Here is a 22,806-nt window from a genome sequence, read left to right on the forward strand (position 1 = left end):
ACCGACAGCGAAGACTGCGTAATTCCAATGTCGTTGACGTTCTCTGACATCGTCGTAATCGCATCATCTACGTGACTTATGAACGAACGGAAGTCAGAAGAGTTCGCCGCTGTACCATTCGAGGTCTCAAAGGAGAGCGCCCCACCCGGGTTCGTGGCACCGGATGTTCCGGCAGCAGTCGCTTCAATAGCTGATCCGTCAGCCACCGCACCGTCGCCACTGGAGTTACCCAATTGGGCGGTATTGGTACCGTCAGCAAAGAGTTCACCCACGTTTACCGCATTCAAATCCGCGGTAATCGTATCTGATTCTCGCTCACCAACCTGGAAGGTCAGCTCTAAAGATCCGGACTTGGTCGCCGTTGCGTCATCGCCACTCAACAGATCATAGCCTTGGAAGACCGTCTGGTTAGCAATATCATTAATGTCGGCGCCGAGCTCTTTAATCTGCTCGCCGATAAAACCTCGCTCATCTTCGCCGAGGGTATCATTGGCCGCCTGGGTGGCCAAACCTTTCATCTCTACGAGACTATCCATAATACTACCGAACCTAGACTCGGCAATATCGAGGACCGACTTCGCATCGCCCACGTTCTGCATCGCCTGGTTCAGCCCGCCGACACGACTGCGCAACTTCGTAGCAATCGAGAAGCCGGCCGAGTCATCTTCCGCGCGGTTAATCCGCTTACCGGTCGACATCTTCAGCTGGTTCTCCGACATCTGCTTGTTGATACTATTCAACGACAGCTGGGAATCCAGCGACTGTATGTTAGTATTTACTCTGTTTAAATCTCCAAAACTCGCCATAACTTATCTCCGTTATTTACAATTTAATTTTTCACTTTTTTACCTGCGTGACATGGCTAGTTATCGTTATGGGAATTCCGTTCTTAAGAATTATTTTCCACTTTTTTACCAAAAAGGCCCTCACGGCCCCTAAACAGCATAAATAATCTTAAAAAAAATTAATATAGCTTAATAGAAAGGTGTGAAAGCAAATAACAGGGAGAGGATAAGGATCCTTAGTTATGATCCTTAACTATTTTTTTAAGTACAACATCAATGACCAAAGCCTCATATCGCTCGACTAACTTTTCATCCTTTATGTCGAAAACCTCTCGCACCGATACTCTTTCATTATCGTAAACTGGCATTTTTGCAGTTGCAGAAGTATCAATATTATCGTCTAATAAATTGACTCCATATTTATCTTCCAACCATTTTAAATTCTCTCGGTGGTTTTTCTGAATTAAGGCTTTTACCTCAGGTTGTAATTCGGCTTTATTTACAAAGGGGGGATTGACATGATGCAGAAGATCGAGATGAGATTTGAATTTATTCTCCTGATTTTGGTATAACATCTTTTGAATTTTCTCCAGCAGCAACATTTGTTCCAACGACAGCGAGACATTGCTTTTTTCTTGGGGAACAGTCAGTTGATCATAATTGATCCCAATTTTATCACAGAGAATCTTAGATGAATCTTTTCCGCGTTCATAACCGATAACCTCGACATCACAAAATGAACCCCATACTTCAATTACCTCTCTAAATTGATATCGAAATTTCTGAGGCGATGTAAGATACGATCGTGCCTTTATCATCTGTTGTTGCCCCGACCGATAAAAATCGTACGGTTTTCTTATAAATACGTAAACAACAATTTCATCGAAGAAACGACTCAGATAATCTATATAGCTGCGAACATAATCTTTATTAGAAATAAAAAGATACTCTGTGGAAACAATCTGCTCTTCATACTCAGCATTAAAATCATTTTCTAACACAGAAACATAATTTGCAATCTGGCTTCGCAGCTTATTGCCATCGAGTGACTTAAATTGACGGGGCCAATCTTCAACCGGGGCTTGGGTAGCAAAAAAAGAGAAATGATGATTTACTTCGCCACCCGGATAATCATACCCTAGTTGGTTTAAAGTATCCCGATTTTGAAATAGCGTATCCTGTATAGAGGTTGTTCCCGTTTTGTAGGAACCGATATGTAAATGTAGTTTCTTCATTTTGATACTGCAATCAACCTAACTAAATTAAAAATCATATGAATGAGGCAATTCAATACCGAGCGTCTTAAGATTTTCATTAGCCTCCCGGTAAAGTTTCTTGAGCTTGTCCATAAAAAACGAATCCGCATAGTAGTCGATCGATCGCAGATTCCCGGCATGCTCACGCGCCGCTATTCTCGCTTCATCAATTGACTTTCGTTTATTTAATAGGCCTGTATGAAGATTCTTCGGTAATGGCACTTGCAGATCATTATTAAAATATGCAGCCATGCGGTGCCCATTTACAACGCTATAGACAGAACGGCCCAGATCATGCGTCCGCTCTTTATTCAACTGCATTTTGTACTGCAATTCCTGGCCATTTAATGGCCGGTTGTGGTGACTCAGCCCTGGTTCTTCAAATTCTAGCTCCAACGCATCACACAACCATTTCATAAGAAGAGTATTACCCTGCTCATCTTTTTCAAGACTTCCATTATCAGCACGAACATCCTCAATCGGCAAAACCTTTACATTTTCCTTCCCAAAAAGGCGGCTGTATAATTTTATGGTTTGATCATAACAGAAGTCGAGGGCGAAATTTCGATCCTGGTAGTAAAAGGTATACTCAATGAAATCCTGGAAGGTATGGGGATAGCCGATTTTAATAACCTCTCGGTAGAGACTGCATAGGAGATCTACCTGGTTGCGAATCACCATTATGATGGTAGTATCGGTATCAAATATCTCTTTCAGGCGCCGGGCTTTAGTGTGGCTGTCAACATGATCCGGTGAAAACTTAAACGATAGCAGTTCACCCGATATCCCAATTACTTGTTTATAGTGCTCACTCTGCTTTTCAACAGACTGCATATAATCATTTATAACCTGCTTACTGTAGTCCCGGACTTTTTCATATTTCCGTTCATTAGCATAGAGCAGATAATCTTCACAAATCATATTAATTTCATCATTGACATAGCCGATGTTGGAACCTACACCAACACCTAGATGATGAATTTGAGAATGCTTGCAAAAAAAATCCCGCTGCAGTGTAGTCGACAGATTTTTGGGATATCCAATATGTATATACTTTCGCATACTGCTATTTTTTATTGATTCAAGATCGCATAACCAAAACCGGTTTCTCCAAAACCGTTTCCGTTGTACACCAGGTATCGTTTACCGTCAAAAACGTAAGTTGAGCAGTATTCCTGCATAATAGAATCCCACCCGGTATCGCTAAACGATATTCCCATCTGTTCATCTTTGCGTGCCCAGCATACCCCATCTTCCGACTCTGCATAACCCAGCCGATAACTCTTGGCAGGATCTTCTCGGTAATTGACCGCATTTCTATAGGAATAAAACATTTTGTAGATGCCGTCCTCCTTAAACACTACAGGCTTGCCTACCGCATCGGTAAAATCGTCATAACCGATACAGGTGACCCCTGTTTTTTTCCAGGTAATCCCATCATCAGAAACAGCATACTTCACATCATAATAGGGCTCCGGCCACTCATTAATAACTTCCCAACCGGTACATGAGACGTACCACATTTTCCACTGTCCCTCATCTTTCATAACAAAAGGTGCCGTATTAAAATAGGGTTCGCTGTTTGCTCGATCGGCAACCGGACCTTCCGACAACTTTTCAAATGTAATCCCCCCGTCATAGCTAACGGCCAACCCAATTGATAAGCGGTACGAAACCGTTACCTGGGGATTCCAACCAATGTAGTATAATAGCTTTCGATTGCCGTCATCCACAATACTGGAAGGCATAATTCCACTATCATCAAAGGTACCGAGAGCCCCTAAATCAAGAATACGCTTATTGTGAATACTGCGTATATTTTCAGGCTTGGCCGGATCAACTTCAATAAAAGTGGGAATACTTCGACCTTGCCCATCCCGATCCGAAAAATAGATTCGCAATGTTGAATCATCGATCAGATCACACACAGGCAATGCCGCATAATTGCTAATCCAGCTATCACTATCTTGGGGATTAAAAATCCGCCCTTTCTTCGTCCATTCCATATTAATACACTTCGTAACTTGGTTTTGAACCTTTCCGCTTGGCGGGATTACCTACATAAATACCCCACTCTTCGGTTTCTTGTGATACAAGACTAGCCCCCATTGCCAAGAGCGTGCCCTTACGAATGGTCGAGTAATCTCTGATAGCAGCATTGACGCCAAAAAAGCAGTTGGATTCGATTACACAATGCCCCGACATTACTACGTGCGAGGTAAAAAAGACATGGTCTTTAATTTCGCCGTGATGACCGATATGATTTCCACTCCAGAGAACTACATTATTTCCGATCTTAGTGAACGGTTGTAATGTGTTATCCTCAAGGATAAAACAGTTTTCTCCTATATCGTTATCACAGTATGATACCCGGGAACTCAAATAGGTTACATAATCATACCCTTTTTCTTTGCCTTCCAGGTATACCTTCTCCCGATTCCTATTCATATTGCGCGCTGTCATAGGGGCAAAAAGACGGAATTTTGACGGAGAAAAGTAATTATTAACTTCCTCAAAGGGTACTACCGGCAGCCCTCTAAATTCCTCATCTCCCATATACTCCTCGTGAACTGTAAAACCCACTACATCATGATATGAATCATTCTGCAGATAATAGTGAGCCAGCTCGGCCGTATCTTGTAAACCGAACACTACTACTTTAGCCATAATAATTATTCAAATTAATGTTTTAGTTATCCTCATAAATATTACAAATATGAGTCCCAACCATATTCGGCCGTTGCCACTCTTTAAGCAATCAAGGCCTACTCAATATGGTTTGTAATTATTTCTATCAGGCGCTGTGCCTGTTTCTCTACCGTGAATGAATCCAGTACAATCTGTCGGCCTCTTTCAGCCTTGGCCTGTACCTTTTCCCAATCATCAGTAAAATATTGGATTAGCGAATCTTTTTGCTGATTAATAAGCCCGATCGCCTCGCTGCCAAAGGTTTCTTCAAGGGCAGGATTATAATCAGATACTACATAACAGCCGTTGGCCATGCCACTGCGCACCCTGCCGTGAATGGTATCCGGATAGGTAGGGTTGCAATTTAACACCACCTTGGACCGGGCATACAACCGGTCAAGCTCAGATATTTCCATTTCATTTACCCAGTTGATATTCTTCATATCATCCAAAAAAGGAAGAACCTTTCCTACTTTAGAATGAGCCGTAATGGTAATATTAAGGTCATCCGGTAAGGCTGGCAGCATTTTAAGCATCTGCAGGCGTCGTTTTTTGCGGATAGTCCAGTCGACTAAACTTAGAACTTTTAACCAACACTTATCCTCATTTGTTTTCGGATTATCAAAAGCATAACGAGAACCATACGCTTGCTTATACGTGCGTTGAAATATTTGATATATGGATTCTTCGTAATTGCGCAGGGCTGATTTAAAAAGCTCCATCCCAATTTTTAGTGCAGGTTTCCCAATCACCTTTAGCTTTTCATCCAGCGTACGCTGATCGCGGTAAAACTTATGGATACCCCAGGGAATCAACATATCTATTGGGCGTTTTGCCAGGGGAACAATATCCTGCGCACCTCCATCTTTCGGTGACGGCGGTGGTGGATGTTCCGATAGTACGACATCATTATCACCTGAAAAGATCTCATCATATTCCTCTTTCACAGAAGGTAAAGGCGAAACCAAAGTTGTATTTCCCAGCTGCTCCATCCTATGCCACATAAACTCTGTATAGGGGTGATCTCCCAACAATCCAAATACCGGCACATCCAATAGCTCAAACAGGTTCCCTGTCACATTAAGCTGAGAGCTTACCGAAAGATCAAACCCCATAATACCGGTATAAAAAACATGCCCTTCATTATGAGAGGCTTCAACGACTTTCTGAACAAAGTCAGGACTTTCGCCGGAAATCACACTAACCCCAACACCTTGACGTTCAATTTCAGCAGCGAGTTTATGAGTCCGAGCTTCATGGATGCCGTGCGCCCCTCCTTTTACTCCCGGAACGGTCAGATAAATATGAGACAATACGGAGTTCTGTCGGTCATTCACCAGACGGCCATTTCTGTTAACCGATAAGTTTGACTCTTTTTCGTTCCAAAACCAGCGATTTCTGCTTATTTGACCAACAGCTACCCCCTCTTCCTGTCCATCACTAAGCAGGTAATTTTTCTTCGCCATCAACGCAACCGCTTCAGGATTGTCTTTCAGAACCTTAATCAACTCTTTTTCCTGTTCGCCGCTCATGTACACAGAGGCATCTTTCATATTGATCCATGCCTCTACGGTACGCACAAAAAGCCATTTTGAGAAATCTGTTTGTACTTTGGTTTCATCCTGTTCAGGTAGTGGAGGTAAAAAGGGTAACGAATTTGCAGCCGCTTCCTCAGCACCTACTGTTTCCATCAATCCCTTTACCATATCAATAGCCTGGGTACGCTTTCCCAATTCATACATACTGCGGGCATAACTCATTGCAGCAGAGATCGTCCCATTTCCCTTATTAAATATTTCAATAAGTCGCTGTGCAGCATCTAACATCATAGCCCCTTTACGAGAGCGGGCAGAAGCATCTGCTGATGTTTCCGGAGATATCTGATTGGCGGCACAAAGAATATTTAATGCTTCCAGGTATTCTCTATGCTGCTCACCAGCTACCTTATCTTCCCAATCTTCAATCTTATTTTTACTCCACCTGAGATCACCGAGCACTTCTTTCCATTTGTCTTTCCGGGGAATATCAAACGAAACCTCCTCATCAAAAATCCAACCCTTCTTCTTAAACTCTTCTACACGGTCTTGGTGAATACCAACTATATTCATCAAGTAGGGATCTTCATCGGCTTTGGCCTCATGATCTACAAGCAGTTCAGGACCGGGGATATAATCAAACAACCGATAACCTGCTTTCTGCAACTGTTCTTCTATGGCAGCTTGTAAATCCTCTTTTGCATCCAATGATACGAGCACTACAGGTTGTTCTTGGGTCAGCAACTGTTGGGCTCCCTTCAGAGCTTTATCCTCCATGCCGTTTACATCCAGCTTAATGACATCCACAGAACAGTTCCCTACATAATTCCACCATGCATCCAAGGTGGTCATAGCAATAGCCTCTTTTCCTTTCTTGTCAACTGTATTCCGTTCTGGCGTATCAGCAATGCGTAGCCGGCCCTTACCAACCTTGTCACCCAACGCTTTTTCAACAATTTCAAGCTGGTCAAAATTATTCTTCTGCTTGCTGCTTTCGAGATATTTCCGCGTGGTAGCACTTGGTTCAAAAGCGTATACCATACCATGCTCTCCCACTTCTCGGGCCATAGGTAACGAAAAGGTCCCAAAAGAGGCACCACCGTCAACCACATTCATGCCCGGCTGCAGATATTCACGTAAAAAATCCAATTCCTGCTCAAACCAATCCTCTTGCTCTAATAACACCACCGAGGTCATCGTCTGAATATCATCCGGTGTACATACAATAATACCATCTTTGGTTTCTATTTGATACATATTACGCTCTGGTATTGCTGAGTTGCTCATTGTTAAAGGAGTGTAAAATCATCTAATTTCTCATTAACTTGTTCTTTAGGCAGGTGTATCAACAGGTCCAAGATAGACAGACCACTGATAAACTCATCTGATGACTGCTTGTACGGGGTCAGGGTAGGGTCTAAAAAATAGAGTTGTATCCCCTTTTCATTGAAGTATCCCTTATCATATAACTCTTTACCGCCAATCGCATTGATGTACGTATCAGCACCCTCTTTTTGGGCAATATCGATCAGCCGGTCTGCTTTATCGAGATCTCTGTTTTGGGGATATGCTTTCGAAGAGATCTTAAAAGAAGTATCCATATTCAAATAGTCAGCTACTAGCTGCACCGATTCTATAGCCATCTCTGCAATGGTTTTATTTTCGGGAGATAGCACTTTCTTAAATAGGGCATCTACGGCCTCAAAGTTATCCTGTCCATTGTAAGCGTGGAAAAACGTCTTTTTTATCTTTTGCAGTCCCGGGTGCCCGTGATTTACCTCAGTATCTTTAATCAAATCATTTTGACTGGGCTTGACACACGGTATTGAAAAAAGAAATTTATTTCCCTGTAATAATATATTGTTCCGATTGATCCATCCCCTTTTGATGAAATTCACATCATCATAGAAAATGAAGGTATCTACTGCTTTCACAAGCTGAAAATACCCTACATAGGGGAAAAAATACGGCTGCATTATTGCAATACGCTTCACGATACTTTTGCTAATTCATACTTATTTATAATTCCAATGATCTGATCTTGCTCTTCTGCTTTTAATCCATGGTACAAGGGAAGACACAAAATACGTTTTGATATGCTTTCGGCATGGGGCGCAGGTTTATACTCCACATAATCCAGCTCATTTAAGCTCGGATAGAAATAACGTCGCGGATAGATCTCATTTTCTTCCAGCGATTGTTTAACGTGGAGCAATCGCTCTTCACTTTCAAAAATCAGCGGAAAATAGGCATAGTTAAAATGCGCTTTGGGATTGAGCTTTATACCACGGGTATTTTCATTTCTTAACAAAGAAATATATCGCAACCACTGGTTTTTACGGCGTTCCATTATTTCATCAATATATTTCAGGTTACATAATCCCATTGCGGCATGGTATTCCGAGTTTTTGCCGTTGATTCCTACACCGTCAAACTCCCCGGGACCATCGTGGCCAAAATTTCGAAGTCTCGATATTTTGTGCTCCAATTCCGGGTCACAGGTTACAAGCCCGCCCCCTTCTGTGGTATGAAAGAGTTTGGTTGCATGAAAACTTACCACACTAATATCTCCATAATGGAATACCGACTGTCCCTTGTACTGCCCTCCAAAACAATGGGCAGCATCGTATATCACTTTTAAATCATACTGGTTGGCTATCTTTTCTATAGCTTCAATATCACAGGGGTTTCCATAAACATGGGTAGCCACAATGCCTGTTGTATTGGGCGTTATTGCCTTTTCAATCGCGGCGGGATTGATATTTAATGTTTCCGGATCGATATCCACAAATACGGGCTTTGCTCCTTCCCACACGATACTGCTGGTGGTTGCCACGTACGAAAACGGAGTGGTTATGACCTCACCTTCGAGTCCCAGTGCTTTTATTGCAATCTGTAAGGCCATGGTACCATTGGAGACAAAACGCATATGGTCAACTTTCAAATAGTTTTCCAAATCTTTCTCCAAACCCTGGACCAGGGGACCGTTATTCGTCAGATATTCTCGCTGCCAAATACCTTTCAGATATTCTTCGTACTCTTTTTGTGGCGGCATAAATGGTTTTGTAATAGGAATCATCGTGCTATTCACCTCTGTATTATATTCGTTGATCCATCTCTTTTAGCAATGCTTTGCTAAAATCATCCATGGTATATGTGCTATCCATGGTCTCTTTACCTTGGTCAGCAATCTGCTGAAAGGCCTTACTGTTCTCCTTTATCACTGTTGGCAGGTCGGTCTTATCATTCAGGAACAACAGGTGTTCTCCGTGATTAAATCTCTTGGAGAGTCCGGGTATCCGGTCGGTAATAAGACAACATCCCCATTTCATACTGTTTTTAACGCGTCCGTGCAGGTAATCGGGATACGTAGGATTACTATTTAGCACTACCTTTGAATTAGAGTACAACCTGTCCAGGTGCTCGGCTGTCACGCGTCCCTTCCATGTAATATTCTTGTTATTGTAGATTCGTTTAAATCCTTTGACCTGCTCCTGCTTGGCCGTAATGCAAATACTATATTGATTGGGCAAGCCAGCGAGCTGTTTCAATATTTCGAATCGTCGCCAGTGGCGTATATGCTGATCTACCGTATGTAAGACTTTCATCCACTGATAATCAGTCTGTGTTTTCTGCCTGTTGAACTGATGTTTACTACCTACAACCTCCTCATAGCATTCTTGAAAAACAGAGAGCACCGAGACGTCATAAATATGTTTCATCTTTTTAAGCAGCAGTTTTCCTACCAATGCAAAGTTGCCGCCTATCTTAGACAAAGCCTGCTTCACCAGCTGAGTATTGGCATAGTTGCCATTCAGCGACCAGGGAACCAGGATATCTATTTCTCGATCTTCCATTCTGAAACTTGCTTTCTTCTCGTCGATCTCGGTAATGGCAGGAAAGTAATCCATCAAAAATGACTCATTCCCTCCGGGACCCAGTACCTCCAGCTCATCGAGCATGGACTGTTCCTGAGCGTAAAAGATCGTTTTCGAGCCCATCTTCTTGAGACGCTGCCACATAAAGTCGGCAAACAGATGATCACCAAGTGTGGCAAACACCTTAACATCCAACAGGTCAAAAAGGTTAGCACTTTGTACGCGGTCCACTTCCACCCACGAAGGATACCCCATGGTACCGGCATGTACCGCGTACCCGTCTTTTTTACTTATCTCAACAATGCGTTTTAAGAAATCCTGATCGGTGAGGTATAAAATGTCCGCAGAAATACCCTCTTCACGAGTTCTCTCTGCCAGCATTGATGCCCTTTTGTTATGTAACCCGTAGGCCATATCTGAATTCCCGGGCGCCAAATAGATCACCTTTTCCAGATTCTGGTAGTTTGGCTTGTGCTCTTTTTTTGACCTGCCGTTATTCGTCTCTATAGAAACTTCAGGCCAACTATTAATCACATCCTCTATATGGGGATGCATAGCATCGATCAACTTTTTTGAAACACTCAGTAACTTCCCCTTGCGATCCTGGCTTTTGGGTGACTTTATATAATCATGTCGCAAAACAGCATCTGAAAAGTAGATCAGCTTTTCTTTTTCATATCCTTTTTGGGCATAACGATAACTCAGTTCCATACCTTCATGATAAACCAGCAGGCTGTCGTTCCATCCCCCTACATCAAAAAATGCGGCCGGCGAAAAGGAGGTGTTCCCCTCTATAAAACATACCGCAGACTTTGTACTCGTCCCTAGATAATAGTGCCACGGAGTATCACTGCCCTTTGTTTTAGGTTGGTAAACTCCTCGTGCCACGTACAGATCATGATCTGCATGAATATCTTTATGGGCTTGCAACATCCCTTCTTCCGGAATACCGTCATCATCTACAAACATGAAGAGGTCTCCCTTAGAAAACAGGGCTCCAAAATTTCGTGCCATGCAGGCACCGGCATTTTGCTCCAGGTGAATCAAAAGATCTACATAATCGGCAATAGAATCTGTCTTTTCCTTGTCGAGACCATTACTCACAAAAATAACTTCTGTATGCTTATCACTCTGCCGATCAATCTCTTTAAGGTTTTTTATGACCTCCTCATTAACGTTATTACTGACAACAATTACGGAGAGTTCGGGAGAATCAATTTTGTTATTCTTTTCCACACAATCATAGAAATAGGAATAAAGAGCCTTTTTATGCTCCCAGCTTCTTTTTTCTAACTGAGCCAATAACTCTTCATCAATAGGTTCAGACAGATCAGAGGTGGAGGCCAACAGGGCCTCAACCATGAGAAAAAAGGCCATACTATTGGTTCCATCCTGATCTATCTTTGCCTGACATTCTTCAATTATTGTGCCTGTATATTGGGCAAACTCGCCGGAAACTATTTTATCGGCAATTTTCAGTGCCCATTCTCCTTTCTGTTCACTAATTGGAGCCTGCCAAAAGTCCTCCGGTATTATCTGTTCCTGTACATTCTGGTTACTGCTGGCAGTTTTATTGCTTTCTCCATTTAGACTGGGTGATATTCCATTCTTTTTAGCACTATCAGTCCAAAGTAAGTTTGCATTGCCCCCTACATCTTTTAAAATCCTTTCCTTTTTTTCATTAGTTAACTCATTACCTTTTTTCAGAGCTAACAGATCCAAACGACGTTCAAACCAATCCGTCACTTCAGGGTTCCCTTCAAGCACACTCAACATTTTATTCTCGCCACTCATAAATGTAGTAGGATCTTTCAAGACTGCCCAAGCTTCCACAATGCGTACCGTCAACCATTTACCAAAGTCTGTCTGGATACTGGTACTATCCTGTTGCTTCAGAGGTGGTAAAAACGGCAGATCTACCGTTATCTCATTTCCGGAATTGATCGTCTGCATCAGCTCTCTTATCATTTCCAGAGCCTGGGCCTGTTTACCAAGCATATTCATAAGCCGCACATAAGTCACTGCTACAGCAATACCGGCTTTGCCATTATTAAAGAGTGTGATAATCTGCTGTGCAGCAGCCAATAACATCGCTGCCTTCCTGGATCGTGATGAAGAATCATCAATTTCTAACTGCTCGGCTGCACAAATTAAGTTTAGCGCCTGCAAGTACTCATCATACTCACCAGAAGAAGTATTAATTTTCCATTCAGCAACCTGCTCATCGGCCCATTCGAGACCGCATAAAACCTTTTCCCAAGCTACCTGCTCCGGTGCTTCCACTGAAATATCAGCATCAAAAATAAACCCTGACTTTTTTAACTCTTCCTCTCGATCCCCTTTTACAGCGATCAAGTTCATCATATACGGATCAATCCCAGCTTCGGGATCATGCGCAGCCAAAAGGCCGGGACCGGGAATATATTCATACAGATTGTATCCATATTTCTCGAGTTGCTGAATGACAGATGCAAAATGTTCTTCGCTCTCTCCAACAGAAATAATAATAACAGGGGAAGTCTCAGAAAGCATCGTTGCTGCTCCTGCCAATACATCCGACTCCATGCCATTAACATCTATTTTGAACAGATCTACACCTGGGCGTCCTTCGAAATCCCACCAAGCATCCAGGGTGGTAACAGAAACATCTTCCCCTTCTGTATTAAGGATGTTAAACTCTGGGTTATCTGCCTTTTCCAGCTCAGCTGTACCTGTTTCGCGCCCAAGCGCACGTTCGATAACCTGAAGCTGAGCAAAACTATTCTCTGCTTTACTTTCTTCAAGATAGTGGCGCGCAACCTCCCCGGGCTCAAAAGCATATACCGCTCCGTCGCTGCCAACTTTCTTTGCCATTGGCAGTGCATAAACCCCGAAAGCAGCACCGGCATCAATAACAGTCATGCCGGGCTGCAGAAATTCACGTGCAAAGTCTAATTCATTCTCAAACCAATCATCCTGTTCCAACAGTACATAGGCAGTAAGGATATCCAGGCTGGCCGGGGTACATATCGTAGTGCCATCCTTGGTTTCAATCTGAAAACCTTGTGACCGTTTCCCATTTTTCTTTAGCTGACCATTGGTGCCATTAACCAATGACTCGAGGTTAGTTTTTCCATTCTTTGCAGTCTTAGAAATGGTATCCAATGCCTCATCAGAAACCGTCCCACTTTCAACTGCTTGTCCATTCTCTTTTTGTCCCATAGAATCTACCTTTTCTTGCTTAGCATCACTGTCAGTCTCATTACCTCTACCATCTACCGCAATTGGCGGAGTAACTGCAGGACCGTTGGTCAGTTGTTTGGTCTGTTCATCAGTCAATTCATCTACTGCTATATGATCTTGCCATTCATCTTTATTCTCATTTTGTCCATTTACCCACTGCTTCCACATCTCTCGCAATGCCACAGCCAGATGCGCGCCAAATCGCTTGCCGTCACAAACGGGTGAATTACTAATTTTTTCTCGCAATGCTTTTCGTGTCTTAGCCAAGGCAGGCAGATCTGCTGCCAGCTCCTTAACTTTTTCAGCATACGCATCCCAGCTGCCCACCACCCACTCATCTAAACCAACGTTGAGCAGGTGCGTCATAGAGTGACGTCCGGCAAAAGTGGGCCCCGGCAGCGTAACAACAGGCACGCCCATATAAATTGCTTCGCATGTGGTTAACCCACCGGAATAGGGCCATGGGTCGAGTGCAATATCCACCTCATTATATGCTTCCAAGTGCTTATCATGAGGCGTATGTCCTTTAAAAAGTACCCGACCCTCAGTAATATCGTGCTCTGTCAACACTCCTGTGATATGATCTCTTACAGATTGAGTATCATACTGATTACTCTTTAATAACAGACGGCTATCGGGGATCTCATTCATTATCGCGGCCCACTGCTTCAATACCTCATCATTAACTTTCGTCGGGTTATTAAAGCAACCCAAAGTTACATACCCATTTTCAGAAGCAGGTAATGAATTTACTTCAGGGGCATATGAAGGAGGTGTAAAACTAATATAATCATCCGGCAGGCGGACCAACTTTTCGGTATAATATTCTTCTTCTCCTTTTGGCGTTTCATACCAATCACTGATCAGGTAGTCAAAGGCGGGCAATCCTGTTGTATTAAACAAGCCTCCTACCCATTTTACCATAACCGGGGCCGGCTCTTGCGCCATTACATCCAGGCAATTATCTGCGGCATGCCCCGAAAGATCTACTAAAATATCCAGATCATCTTCACGAAGCAGCCCTTCAATCACGCTAGCATCGTAGCCAACAATGGATCGCCATTCATCAATATTCTTGTGTATGCGCTGAGTAACAAAATCAAACTTATTATTTGTCGTGTAGCAAAAGAGCTCAAACTGCTCTTCCGGCAGCTGCTCCAGGGCTCCGGCAATCATCCAGCCCACAGGGTGTTGGCGAAAGCCACCCGACACGAATCCCACTCTCAGACGTTTTTCAATATCCTTATTTACGGGTATAGGTCTTGTGGGTGCATCCTTGGGCATAAAATCCTGCACAAGACGTTCGTGCTCTTCAAAAATGTGCTCCCTGCTGTTATTGGGATTATAGTGCAGGGCCATTAAATAGTTAGAGATGGCTCCCTGGTTCCCCGGCAGGTCTTTAATTGCACGGCGGTAGTTTTTTTCCGACTCTTCAAAACGGCTTAACTCCTGCAAGCACAGCGCATAGTTTACTCTTAGTATACCGTGGTCAGGACGTTTACTTAGCAACTGCTCATACAGTGAAACCGCCCGATCGTAATCTCCTTTTGACTTGTATATTTCTGCCTCAGTAACAAGAATGGGTAACTGGCCGCCATGTCGGTCTTTTGCTTCCTTTATATACTCTTCAGCCTCTTCGTACTTACCTTTCTTTTTCGTGACCTCAGCCTTTTCCAGAATCGCTCTTTTATGGTTTTCGTCCAGTTGTAACGTAATATCAAACAGCTTTAGGGCTTGGTCCAGATCTCCTTGGTCACGATAAATTTCCCCAATGCGATAAGCTACCCCGGCATTTTTGGGATCCAGTTGGTTAGCCTTTGTATAACATTCCAGGGCATCATCCAGCCTCGCCTGTGCCCGATATATCGACCCCAGGTTCAACCATGCCTTTAATAGTTCAGAATTACGTTTCAAGGCTTCATTCGCATATTTTTCGGCTTCGCCAAACTGCCCCAGATTAAAATAGTTCACCGAAAGCATATGGTAAGTTTCCGGCGCTTCCGATCCTTTTTCAACAGCAGCGTTTAAATGCTTTATCGACGCTTTATGATTCCCATTCTGTGCCAGAGCAGTACCCATCAAATGATGAGCAACCCAAGGCAATGGTCTATTTTTACCATTAAGTATAGGACGCAATTCTGCTATGGCCTGTTTAGGCTTATTCCATTCTAAATACTTTCTCGCTTTTTTAATCCGTTTTTTCACAGGCTAACTGTTCATTTACATTTATTTTCGGTGCTGCACCCTATTAATTCGCAAATAAAGTGCCAGTAACTCGTATCACCAACTTATACCCCATATTGGGGGTTCGGGGCATTATTTTCTTCCCGGCAACGGAAATTCTTTCTCTTGATTGGGAATAATTGGCAGTTCCGGCTAAGCTTGAACGCAAAATCCGCATTCCCGTAATATTCATTGGCCTTCTCACCCTGAATACATTTGCCTACGCATTTGGGCTATAATATGCTGTCTCATCCCATATACACCTTATTGTATGGCTGAAACCGCGCGTCAATCTTTAATACCGCCCCGGCAAATCACACGAAATACCGGAGTTGGCATATTCTTTGAATGTATTATTGTGTGAAAACGTAAACCGATAGCGATTTGCATTGCTAGCCGGTAACAAAAATACCAGGAAAGGAATACCTGAAATGATGATTTTCCTGAAAAAAACAAGCTTTTTGAAGACGACTATAATATTAAAAAAGTCTAACCTTAATGCCTTTAAGTTTTTCAGGAAAGCGTCGATAAAACAAGATACCTATTACTGTATTTAACTTTTACTGTAATCAAATAACCCATGCAAAACCCACAAAAAGTATATGAGCGGCAAGCAGTTCTAAATTCCTCACCACTACGACTGGTGGTTAAATTGTATGATTTAGTATTGCAGGCTACATACCGAAAAGATAGAGAACGTATAAAGGAAGTACTTTCAACTCTTATCGAAAGCCTAAACTTTGATCACGAGCCGGCCGATGAGCTTTTTGAACTGTATAGATATTGCCAGGATTTGGCACGACAAGAAGAATTTTCAGAAATAAGAGAAATATTGGAACCTCTGCGAGATGCCTGGGATACAGCTGCCAACAACGAACAAGCTGACCCACAAAATGCAAATGCCTAGATGTTTCACCCAAATTAACTAACCCATAGGATTATGCAATCAATAAGCAGTCTTTTAAATCAAGCGAACCCATACGAAAAGTTTGTTCAACAGCTGGTACAACTTGAAAGCCAAAAGAAGTTTAAGCTTCAGGTTGAAAAGAGTGATATCAGCGACCAACAATCAGCGTTGGGACAGGTAAGTTCTGCGGTATCCAGTTTTACCAATAAGATTGAAGAACTGGACAGCCAAACAGAAAATCACTTTAGTCCTCTTAAATCATCTGTAACAGATGAAAGCGTAATCCGCGTTGATTCTATATCCGGTTTAGACCAACCGAACGATTATGACATCACTGTGAACCAGAAAGCAAAGAAAGATATTATGCTTTCAAATGTGATGGACGGTTCGGGCACTACACTGGTCGGAGATGGAGATGGATCGGTAGATATTACTATTGGAGACAAAACCGAAACTATTGCGGTCTCTGTTACCAACGATGACGGTACCAATAAAACTGACAAAGAGATTCTTGAATCTTTCTCCACAGAAATTAATAACCTGTTAGGTGAAGAGGCTGACAGTGATGTGTTTTCGGTGGACGATAGCGGTAATGTGCAACTATCTATCAAAAGTGCTAAAACAGGCAATGATGAACGCGTACAGTTTGCTAATGCTACCGGTGCCCTGTCGACGGTAACAACAAATATGACGCACAATACCGATCCCACTAAACTTGATGCTAAATTTACGATCGACGGGATCAACTTTACTCGAGGTCAAAATAAAGTTGACGATGCTGTTTCGGGCATGACCTTTACTATCTTAGATGAACCCGGGACGCAAGAACAGATTTCGATAACAAAAGATCTGGATTCTGCTAAAGACAATATTAAGAGTTTCATTACCAAGTATAATGAAATGAACAGCAAGATCCGGAACAAGACCTTTATTAATGGGGATACCGGTAAAAAAGGGCCCCTACAGGGTATGCGATCTATCCGAAATTTAAGCATTAACCTGCGTCAGCTTGCTTTAGGAGATATGGGCTCAGCAGCTGCCGGTGAGCATGATAATCTGGCTGATATTGGAATCGGCTTTAAAAAAGACGGTACCATGAAAGTTGAAGACAGCGGCATGCTGGAAGACGCCTTAAGCAACAATGCTGATGAAGTTAAGAACCTCTTTACTGCTGATGATTCCCCGGTTCAACAGATGTATGACAGGGCCGATACCTATACGCAAACCGGTGGAATTATTTCTTCACTGGAAAGTGGGCTGGACCAAAAGATCGATTTTCTTGAAAATCGCATTGAATCCGAAGAAAAATACCTGAAAAAATATGAAAAACGTCAGCGACAAGAATTCGCTGAGCTCCAACAGATGCAGATGGAGGGCCAGCGACAACTTCAGTCAATCCAGAGTCAACAGGGTTCTCTAAGCTTAACCAGTAACTTCTAATATATATGGAATCACTCGTTTATCACCTTCGCGAAATGATTAAAATCAACACCGAAATGTTAGTCAAACTTCATAAAGATGACATTTCTGTTGAATACTTACGTGAAGCTTTTGATAACAGAGGAATGCATGTTCAAAAAGTAAACGAGATAGTACCAACGATGGATAAAGAAGCTCTTTCTGATGAGGAATCAGCTTCACTAAAGAAACTTTTTGATAAGTTTAACCGACAGGGTGAGAAGATTCAGAAAACACTCGATGAGGTAACACAACAATCTCAGGACAAACTAACCGATGCCGTTCAACGGCGAAAAGCAGAAGATGGTTATAGAGTTTTAAAATAACCAGATGATTCGTAACTTTAATTACGAACTAATTTAACTGATTATGGATATCAACAAACTAAATAGCAGCGCAAGTAACAGTTTTAACAAGACTGAGGAAACCTCTAAAGGACAAAAACAATCCGGAGTCTCCTCTAAACAATCATCACCAAATACAGCCGACAAGGTGTCTATAAGTGATTATAAATTCCGGAAAAATGACCAGCTCTTTGCCAAAGTTGAGCTTGATAAGTTAAATGACTCAGCCTCCGACGAACTGGTTGAAATGAATAAACAGGTCTCGGAATACCAAAAGGCAAAAGAGGTTTCTCCTGAAGCAGCTCAAAATACCGAAATTGGTCAGAAGCTTAACGACCCCAATGTTTGGGAAGATATTGCTGGAAAGATGTTGAAATAGCAGCATCTGTTTTTGTATATAATCAGTTACTACTGTGTGGGCGGAGATTTATGATGCTTCGCTCACATATACGCATAACCTCCTAACCCCATTCCCCTTTCCAATGGGCTTACGACAGTGGCGTACCTATACCTCTCTTTCATCATTGCCTGCAGTTTTTTAGCCCTATATAGCAAAAATACATTTTATTTCTTTTTCAGAGGTATTATCTTTGACCTTTAAGGAAGAAAATCTTTTAATGAATACTTAGCCAACGCAGGGGGCTAACCATTCTTTTCGGCTCAGGTTTTTCCTCTCATATTTTGTAGTCTACTTCTAACGGATTTCCATACCCTTTTATGAAAGAGCGAGTACTTATAGTTGAAGATGATACAATGTTGCTCGAGTTTTTAGATGAAAACTTGAGCATGAACGGTTATGATACCAAAGCATTTGAATCACCGGTTGAGGCCAAAGAATACATAGATACTCACGATGTTGATCTGGTACTTACTGATGTAAAAATGGATGAGATGACCGGTGATGAGATATTGGCCTATGTCACTGAGACCTATCCCGAGACGGGCGTGATTATGATGACCAGCTTTGGCAACATCACGCATGCAGTAAGAGCCCTGCAGAAAGGCGCATATGATTATATAACCAAACCTTTTAAAGCCAAAGAAATTCTCTTTCGGATTAATCGCTTTTTTGAGGCTGGTGAATCTTTCCATAACAGGAAAAAGATTGAAGCCCTGGCCGGCAGCAAAAAAAGAGATCAACAAGATGAGTCGGAGGATGAAGGCGAAGAAGGTGATTCCGATGAAGCCCTAAAGCAGGGCGAAAAGCGATTTATCGGAGATGATCCCCAGATCAAGAAATTACTGGATATTCTTCCTAATATTGCCCAAAGCAATGCCCCGGTTATGATCCAGGGAGAAAGCGGAACGGGGAAAGAGGTGTTTGCTAACCTGATCCATCAAAACAGTAACCGCACTGACGAAAATTATGTTAAAATAAACTGTGCCAACCTGCCTAAAGAGCTGGTTGAAAGCACGCTCTTTGGCCATGTTAAAGGAGCCTTTACTGGTGCTATTTCTGACAAGAAAGGAGCCTTTGAAGAAGCCAATAACGGCACTATACTGCTTGATGAGATCACCGAAATTGATATTAACATTCAGGCTAAGCTCCTGCGTGTGCTGCAAGAAAATGAGTTTCAACGAGTAGGCGGCCAAAAAACGATCGAATGCGATGTACGCGTTATAGCTACCTCAAACAGAAACATAGCAGAGACCATTGCAGACGGTAATTTCAGAGAAGACTTGTACTACCGGCTTAATGTTTTTCCGATCTCTATTCCTCCTCTTCGAGAACGCAGAGAAGATATCCCCCTGCTGGTCAGCCATTTTGTAGATCGGTATACCAATCAGTATGGGCTAGATAACAAAGAGGTTTCGGATGAGCTTATGGAATTCTTAAAAAATAAGAAATGGCACGGCAATGTTCGCGAGTTGGAGAATAAAATACACCGCGGGGTCATCCTCTCAACCAATAACGATGTAATTACGCTGGACCATATCGAGAAAAATATGTTTTCAAAGGTAGATCTGGAGGTCAGTGGCGAGGTCCTATCCGACTTACCGCTGATGTCTATTGAAGATATGGAGCTTCAGCTTATTAAAAAGGCTTTGGAACATACCGAAGGAAATCAAAAAGAGGCGGCTAAAATCTTAGGTATTACCGATCGTACCATCCGTAATAAGTTGAAAAAAGCCACATCTGATTCTGAAGACGAAGAAGAATAATGGGGGAGGCCGGGTCACGAGATCACCCGAATCACCCATAAGAATGCTTACACAATATTAGCGACCATACTTTTGGCTTTATCCAGTCGGTTTGTCTTGGTGAGGGTTACAATGAGTCTTCGTTTGTAGGTTCGATCTTCGGGATGGGCTTTATGTAACTTCGTATATACTTGCGAGACATAATCATGCCATTTTCTACTCATAAACAAGGTCATTATCTCTCCCAACTCTTCACGGCTTTCTTCATCCAGGTTCTCCGGCAGCTTATCTCCGAACATGCGTTCAAAAAGATACACAGCCCGCTTGTAATCGTCCAGTTCTACCGACATCACTAATACTTTTTTAAGCAGTGAACGATCAATATCGCCTCGTTTATAAGAGAATAGTTTGTCAAAATAATTGGCTGCCGCCTTTCTGTCTCCACTCTTTAATGCAACATTAGCCAAGTTAACCAAGGTCTGTTCTTCGTCAATATTGCGGTCAAAATTAGCACGCGAATATAACGAAAACCGTCGGTAGTATTGACTCAGTGTTTCGTGTGCCTTTTTCCACTCCTTCTTTAGCTCATATATTCTATACTGAATAAGGTATGGCAAACTCTGTAACGATTCCGCTTTTAGCGACTCTTCGGTCAGTGTCATAGCATTTGTCCACTTGTGCTGTTCTGTTAAACAACTGGCAAGGCCGTTAACGGCTGCCAAGCGATCATACGGCAGAAGCTTTTCCATCTTCAGCAATTGTCGATATTGGGCAGCTGCTCGTATATATTTTTTGTTATTAAAATACCGTTCTCCCTGTACCAAATATAGTTTAGGAGAGTATTCTTTAACCGAAAGCTCTTCATCAATATCGATATGGCTGATGGGATTGCTCTCTCGTTCAATTATAATAGGATGATTAGAAAGCTCAATATCATGGCCGCGAATATACTGCGTACAATCAGGCAGATTGCGACCTGAAAATATACTTGCCCCATTTTGGGCGGCGGTATTGATTAAGCGTATCTGATAAAACTGACGACTACGATCTTCTTTCGCTTGGCGAATGAGCGTTGGAGTCCATGTACGATCACTCAAAGAATGTTTATCCGGAAAACTACTAAGTCGTATGGTTTCATCATCTTCGACAAACAGCACCCAGGTTTTACACACCTGATTGAGCAGCGTGTTCCAAACCTCTGAACGCACACTATCCTCATCATAGCGATACCAATCCACATCATCCGGTACCCCTTCAGGACGTTCGGTTTTACCCGCTACCGTTACATGAGAAAACTGTTCGGCCCAATGCGATAGTTTCCTGTTATCTAGATATGCCATATCAGACAAAAACAAAACAACTTCTGCCCATTCCATACCACTATTATTTTTAGGTGATATTGGTGCTAGTTCATTATTCATAGTACACTCCCAGTAGTTAACCGAAAAAAATAAGTGTTCTAATCGGTTAGATTATTAAATTATATATAATTAAGTAATGTGTTCTCAAACATCTTGCTATGTACTGCCATTGCCGATTTATATGCAACCTGATTACGTTGAAGATCTGAAAAAGCCTGGGCATAATTGGTATCAACCAATTCACTAACATCAGACTTTTGTGTAATTTTTGTTGATTCGTACTGCTCAAACATAAAGTTCATGCGATTGATATTATCTCCCAATCGAGAGGTTAAGTCAGTAGCATGCTGAATCATATCATCGCTCTCCGACAGAAGATCATTAATACCATCGGTGTCATTGTTCCGAAAAGCCTGTTCAATATCTTCCATCAGGGTAAACATATCCTGCCCATTCACATCGGCGACCTCTTGACCGGTAATACTGATATTAATTTTTACGCCATCACCGGCTACAATCTTCGGTGGCTTATTATTACTGTTATTTGTTACCGTAGATCCAGCAAGATCAAAAGGTTTTTCATCACTGTTAGTACCGGCGAATAGATATCGATCTCCATAGTCTCTGTTTAAACTATCAACAATATTCTTTCGGATTCCCGATATTTCATTGGCCATATTATCTCGCTCACTATCACCCACCGAACTGGAAGCTCCTTTCACCATCACTTCTTTAACCTTCATAAGGTTATCAACAATATCATCCAAAGCTTCCTGGGCAAGCCTGCCCTGGCGTAACCCACTTTCCAAATTACTTTGAAACTGGCTGGTTTTTTTAATATTTCCTTCAACAATTCTACTGCTCTGAAACGAAATAGGATCTTGTGACGGTGCCCTAACAGAGCGTCCGCTGGATAGTGCGGATTGTATTTCAGCCATTTCACTGCGATTCTGATTAACATCCCGCATAAAGCTGCTGAAAATTGTTTTTTGAGTAATTCGCATAAT

General features: G+C 42.3%; 16 protein-coding genes. 5 read left to right on the forward strand and 11 right to left on the reverse strand.

Annotation, left to right across the window (positions count from 1 at the left end; genetic code table 11):
* From G3569_RS03225 to G3569_RS03265, 9 genes are all read right to left on the reverse strand, one after another.
* Positions 1-806: flagellin (locus G3569_RS03225; protein WP_165266034.1), on the reverse strand; the 806-nt coding region annotated here is incomplete at its 3' end.
* 215 nt (positions 807-1,021) lie between these two features.
* Positions 1,022-2,020 carry a hypothetical protein gene (locus tag G3569_RS03230; protein ID WP_165266036.1) on the reverse strand — a complete coding sequence of 333 codons (999 nt, stop codon included), beginning with the start codon at positions 2,018-2,020 and terminating at the stop codon, positions 1,022-1,024.
* Positions 2,021-2,047: 27 nt separating this feature from the next.
* On the reverse strand, positions 2,048-3,103 hold the full coding sequence (locus G3569_RS03235; RefSeq protein ID WP_165266038.1) for a sulfotransferase domain-containing protein: 1,056 nt from the start codon (positions 3,101-3,103) through the stop codon (positions 2,048-2,050).
* 11 nt (positions 3,104-3,114) lie between these two features.
* Positions 3,115-4,047, reverse strand: a complete 933-nt coding sequence (locus tag G3569_RS03240) for a glycoside hydrolase family protein (RefSeq protein WP_165266040.1) — start codon at positions 4,045-4,047, stop codon at positions 3,115-3,117.
* Position 4,048: 1 nt separating this feature from the next.
* A complete protein-coding gene (locus G3569_RS03245; protein ID WP_165266042.1) occupies positions 4,049-4,708 on the reverse strand; it encodes an acetyltransferase in 660 nt (219 codons plus the stop codon).
* A 98-nt stretch (positions 4,709-4,806) separates the two neighbouring features.
* A complete protein-coding gene (locus G3569_RS03250; protein WP_205720010.1) occupies positions 4,807-7,551 on the reverse strand; it encodes an FkbM family methyltransferase in 2,745 nt (914 codons plus the stop codon).
* A 2-nt stretch (positions 7,552-7,553) separates the two neighbouring features.
* Positions 7,554-8,258 (reverse strand): WbqC family protein, encoded by a 705-nt coding sequence (locus G3569_RS03255; RefSeq protein ID WP_165266046.1) that lies wholly within the window; start codon positions 8,256-8,258, stop codon positions 7,554-7,556.
* Positions 8,255-9,355: a DegT/DnrJ/EryC1/StrS family aminotransferase gene (locus G3569_RS03260; RefSeq protein ID WP_350356548.1), complete on the reverse strand. Its 1,101-nt coding sequence runs from the start codon at positions 9,353-9,355 to the stop codon at positions 8,255-8,257. The genes G3569_RS03255 and G3569_RS03260 overlap by 4 nt, the downstream gene beginning before the upstream one ends.
* A gap of 7 nt (positions 9,356-9,362) precedes the next feature.
* Entirely contained in the window at positions 9,363-15,569 is a 6,207-nt protein-coding gene (locus G3569_RS03265) for an FkbM family methyltransferase (RefSeq protein ID WP_165266050.1), read from the reverse strand.
* 598 nt (positions 15,570-16,167) lie between these two features.
* Between G3569_RS03265 and G3569_RS03270 the strand changes: the two genes are divergently transcribed.
* The 5 genes from G3569_RS03270 (at position 16,168) to G3569_RS03290 (ending at position 20,459) form a co-directional block, all read left to right on the forward strand.
* Entirely contained in the window at positions 16,168-16,494 is a 327-nt protein-coding gene (locus tag G3569_RS03270; protein ID WP_165266052.1) for a flagellar protein FliS, read from the forward strand.
* Positions 16,495-16,527: 33 nt separating this feature from the next.
* The gene (gene fliD, locus G3569_RS03275; protein ID WP_165266053.1) at positions 16,528-17,934 is read left to right on the forward strand and encodes a flagellar filament capping protein FliD; all 1,407 of its coding nucleotides are present in this window, start codon (positions 16,528-16,530) and stop codon (positions 17,932-17,934) included.
* Between the two features lie 5 nt (positions 17,935-17,939).
* Positions 17,940-18,278 carry a hypothetical protein gene (locus tag G3569_RS03280; protein ID WP_165266055.1) on the forward strand — a complete coding sequence of 113 codons (339 nt, stop codon included), beginning with the start codon at positions 17,940-17,942 and terminating at the stop codon, positions 18,276-18,278.
* A gap of 43 nt (positions 18,279-18,321) precedes the next feature.
* Positions 18,322-18,675, forward strand: coding sequence for a hypothetical protein (locus G3569_RS03285; RefSeq protein ID WP_165266057.1), 354 nt, complete (start codon positions 18,322-18,324; stop codon positions 18,673-18,675).
* Positions 18,676-19,013: 338 nt separating this feature from the next.
* The gene (locus G3569_RS03290) at positions 19,014-20,459 is read left to right on the forward strand and encodes a sigma-54-dependent transcriptional regulator (RefSeq protein WP_165266059.1); all 1,446 of its coding nucleotides are present in this window, start codon (positions 19,014-19,016) and stop codon (positions 20,457-20,459) included.
* 47 nt (positions 20,460-20,506) lie between these two features.
* On the opposite strand, the gene G3569_RS03295 is transcribed toward G3569_RS03290, so the two are convergent.
* Complete coding sequence (locus G3569_RS03295) at positions 20,507-21,859, reverse strand: tetratricopeptide repeat protein (protein ID WP_165266061.1); 1,353 nt, start codon at positions 21,857-21,859, stop codon at positions 20,507-20,509.
* A gap of 59 nt (positions 21,860-21,918) precedes the next feature.
* The gene (locus G3569_RS03300; protein WP_165266063.1) at positions 21,919-22,803 is read right to left on the reverse strand and encodes a flagellin N-terminal helical domain-containing protein; all 885 of its coding nucleotides are present in this window, start codon (positions 22,801-22,803) and stop codon (positions 21,919-21,921) included.
* Between the last annotated feature and the right edge of the window lie 3 nt (positions 22,804-22,806).

Source organism: Fodinibius halophilus (genome assembly GCF_011059105.1).
Lineage (GTDB): Bacteria > Bacteroidota > Rhodothermia > Balneolales > Balneolaceae > Fodinibius > Fodinibius halophilus.

What these genes read in the sequence shown, in the direction of transcription:
- G3569_RS03295 (WP_165266061.1), bottom strand. Translation starts at nt 21,859, where the DNA reads ATGAATAATGAACTAGCACCAATATCACCTAAAAATAATAGTGGTATG.
- G3569_RS03285 (WP_165266057.1), top strand. Translation starts at nt 18,322, where the DNA reads ATGGATATCAACAAACTAAATAGCAGCGCAAGTAACAGTTTTAACAAG.
- fliD (WP_165266053.1), top strand. Translation starts at nt 16,528, where the DNA reads ATGCAATCAATAAGCAGTCTTTTAAATCAAGCGAACCCATACGAAAAG.
- G3569_RS03280 (WP_165266055.1), top strand. Translation starts at nt 17,940, where the DNA reads ATGGAATCACTCGTTTATCACCTTCGCGAAATGATTAAAATCAACACC.
- G3569_RS03300 (WP_165266063.1), bottom strand. Translation starts at nt 22,803, where the DNA reads ATGCGAATTACTCAAAAAACAATTTTCAGCAGCTTTATGCGGGATGTT.
- G3569_RS03245 (WP_165266042.1), bottom strand. Translation starts at nt 4,708, where the DNA reads ATGGCTAAAGTAGTAGTGTTCGGTTTACAAGATACGGCCGAGCTGGCT.
- G3569_RS03230 (WP_165266036.1), bottom strand. Translation starts at nt 2,020, where the DNA reads ATGAAGAAACTACATTTACATATCGGTTCCTACAAAACGGGAACAACC.
- G3569_RS03235 (WP_165266038.1), bottom strand. Translation starts at nt 3,103, where the DNA reads ATGCGAAAGTATATACATATTGGATATCCCAAAAATCTGTCGACTACA.
- G3569_RS03250 (WP_205720010.1), bottom strand. Translation starts at nt 7,551, where the DNA reads ATGAGCAACTCAGCAATACCAGAGCGTAATATGTATCAAATAGAAACC.
- G3569_RS03270 (WP_165266052.1), top strand. Translation starts at nt 16,168, where the DNA reads ATGCAAAACCCACAAAAAGTATATGAGCGGCAAGCAGTTCTAAATTCC.
- G3569_RS03290 (WP_165266059.1), top strand. Translation starts at nt 19,014, where the DNA reads ATGAAAGAGCGAGTACTTATAGTTGAAGATGATACAATGTTGCTCGAG.
- G3569_RS03240 (WP_165266040.1), bottom strand. Translation starts at nt 4,047, where the DNA reads ATGGAATGGACGAAGAAAGGGCGGATTTTTAATCCCCAAGATAGTGAT.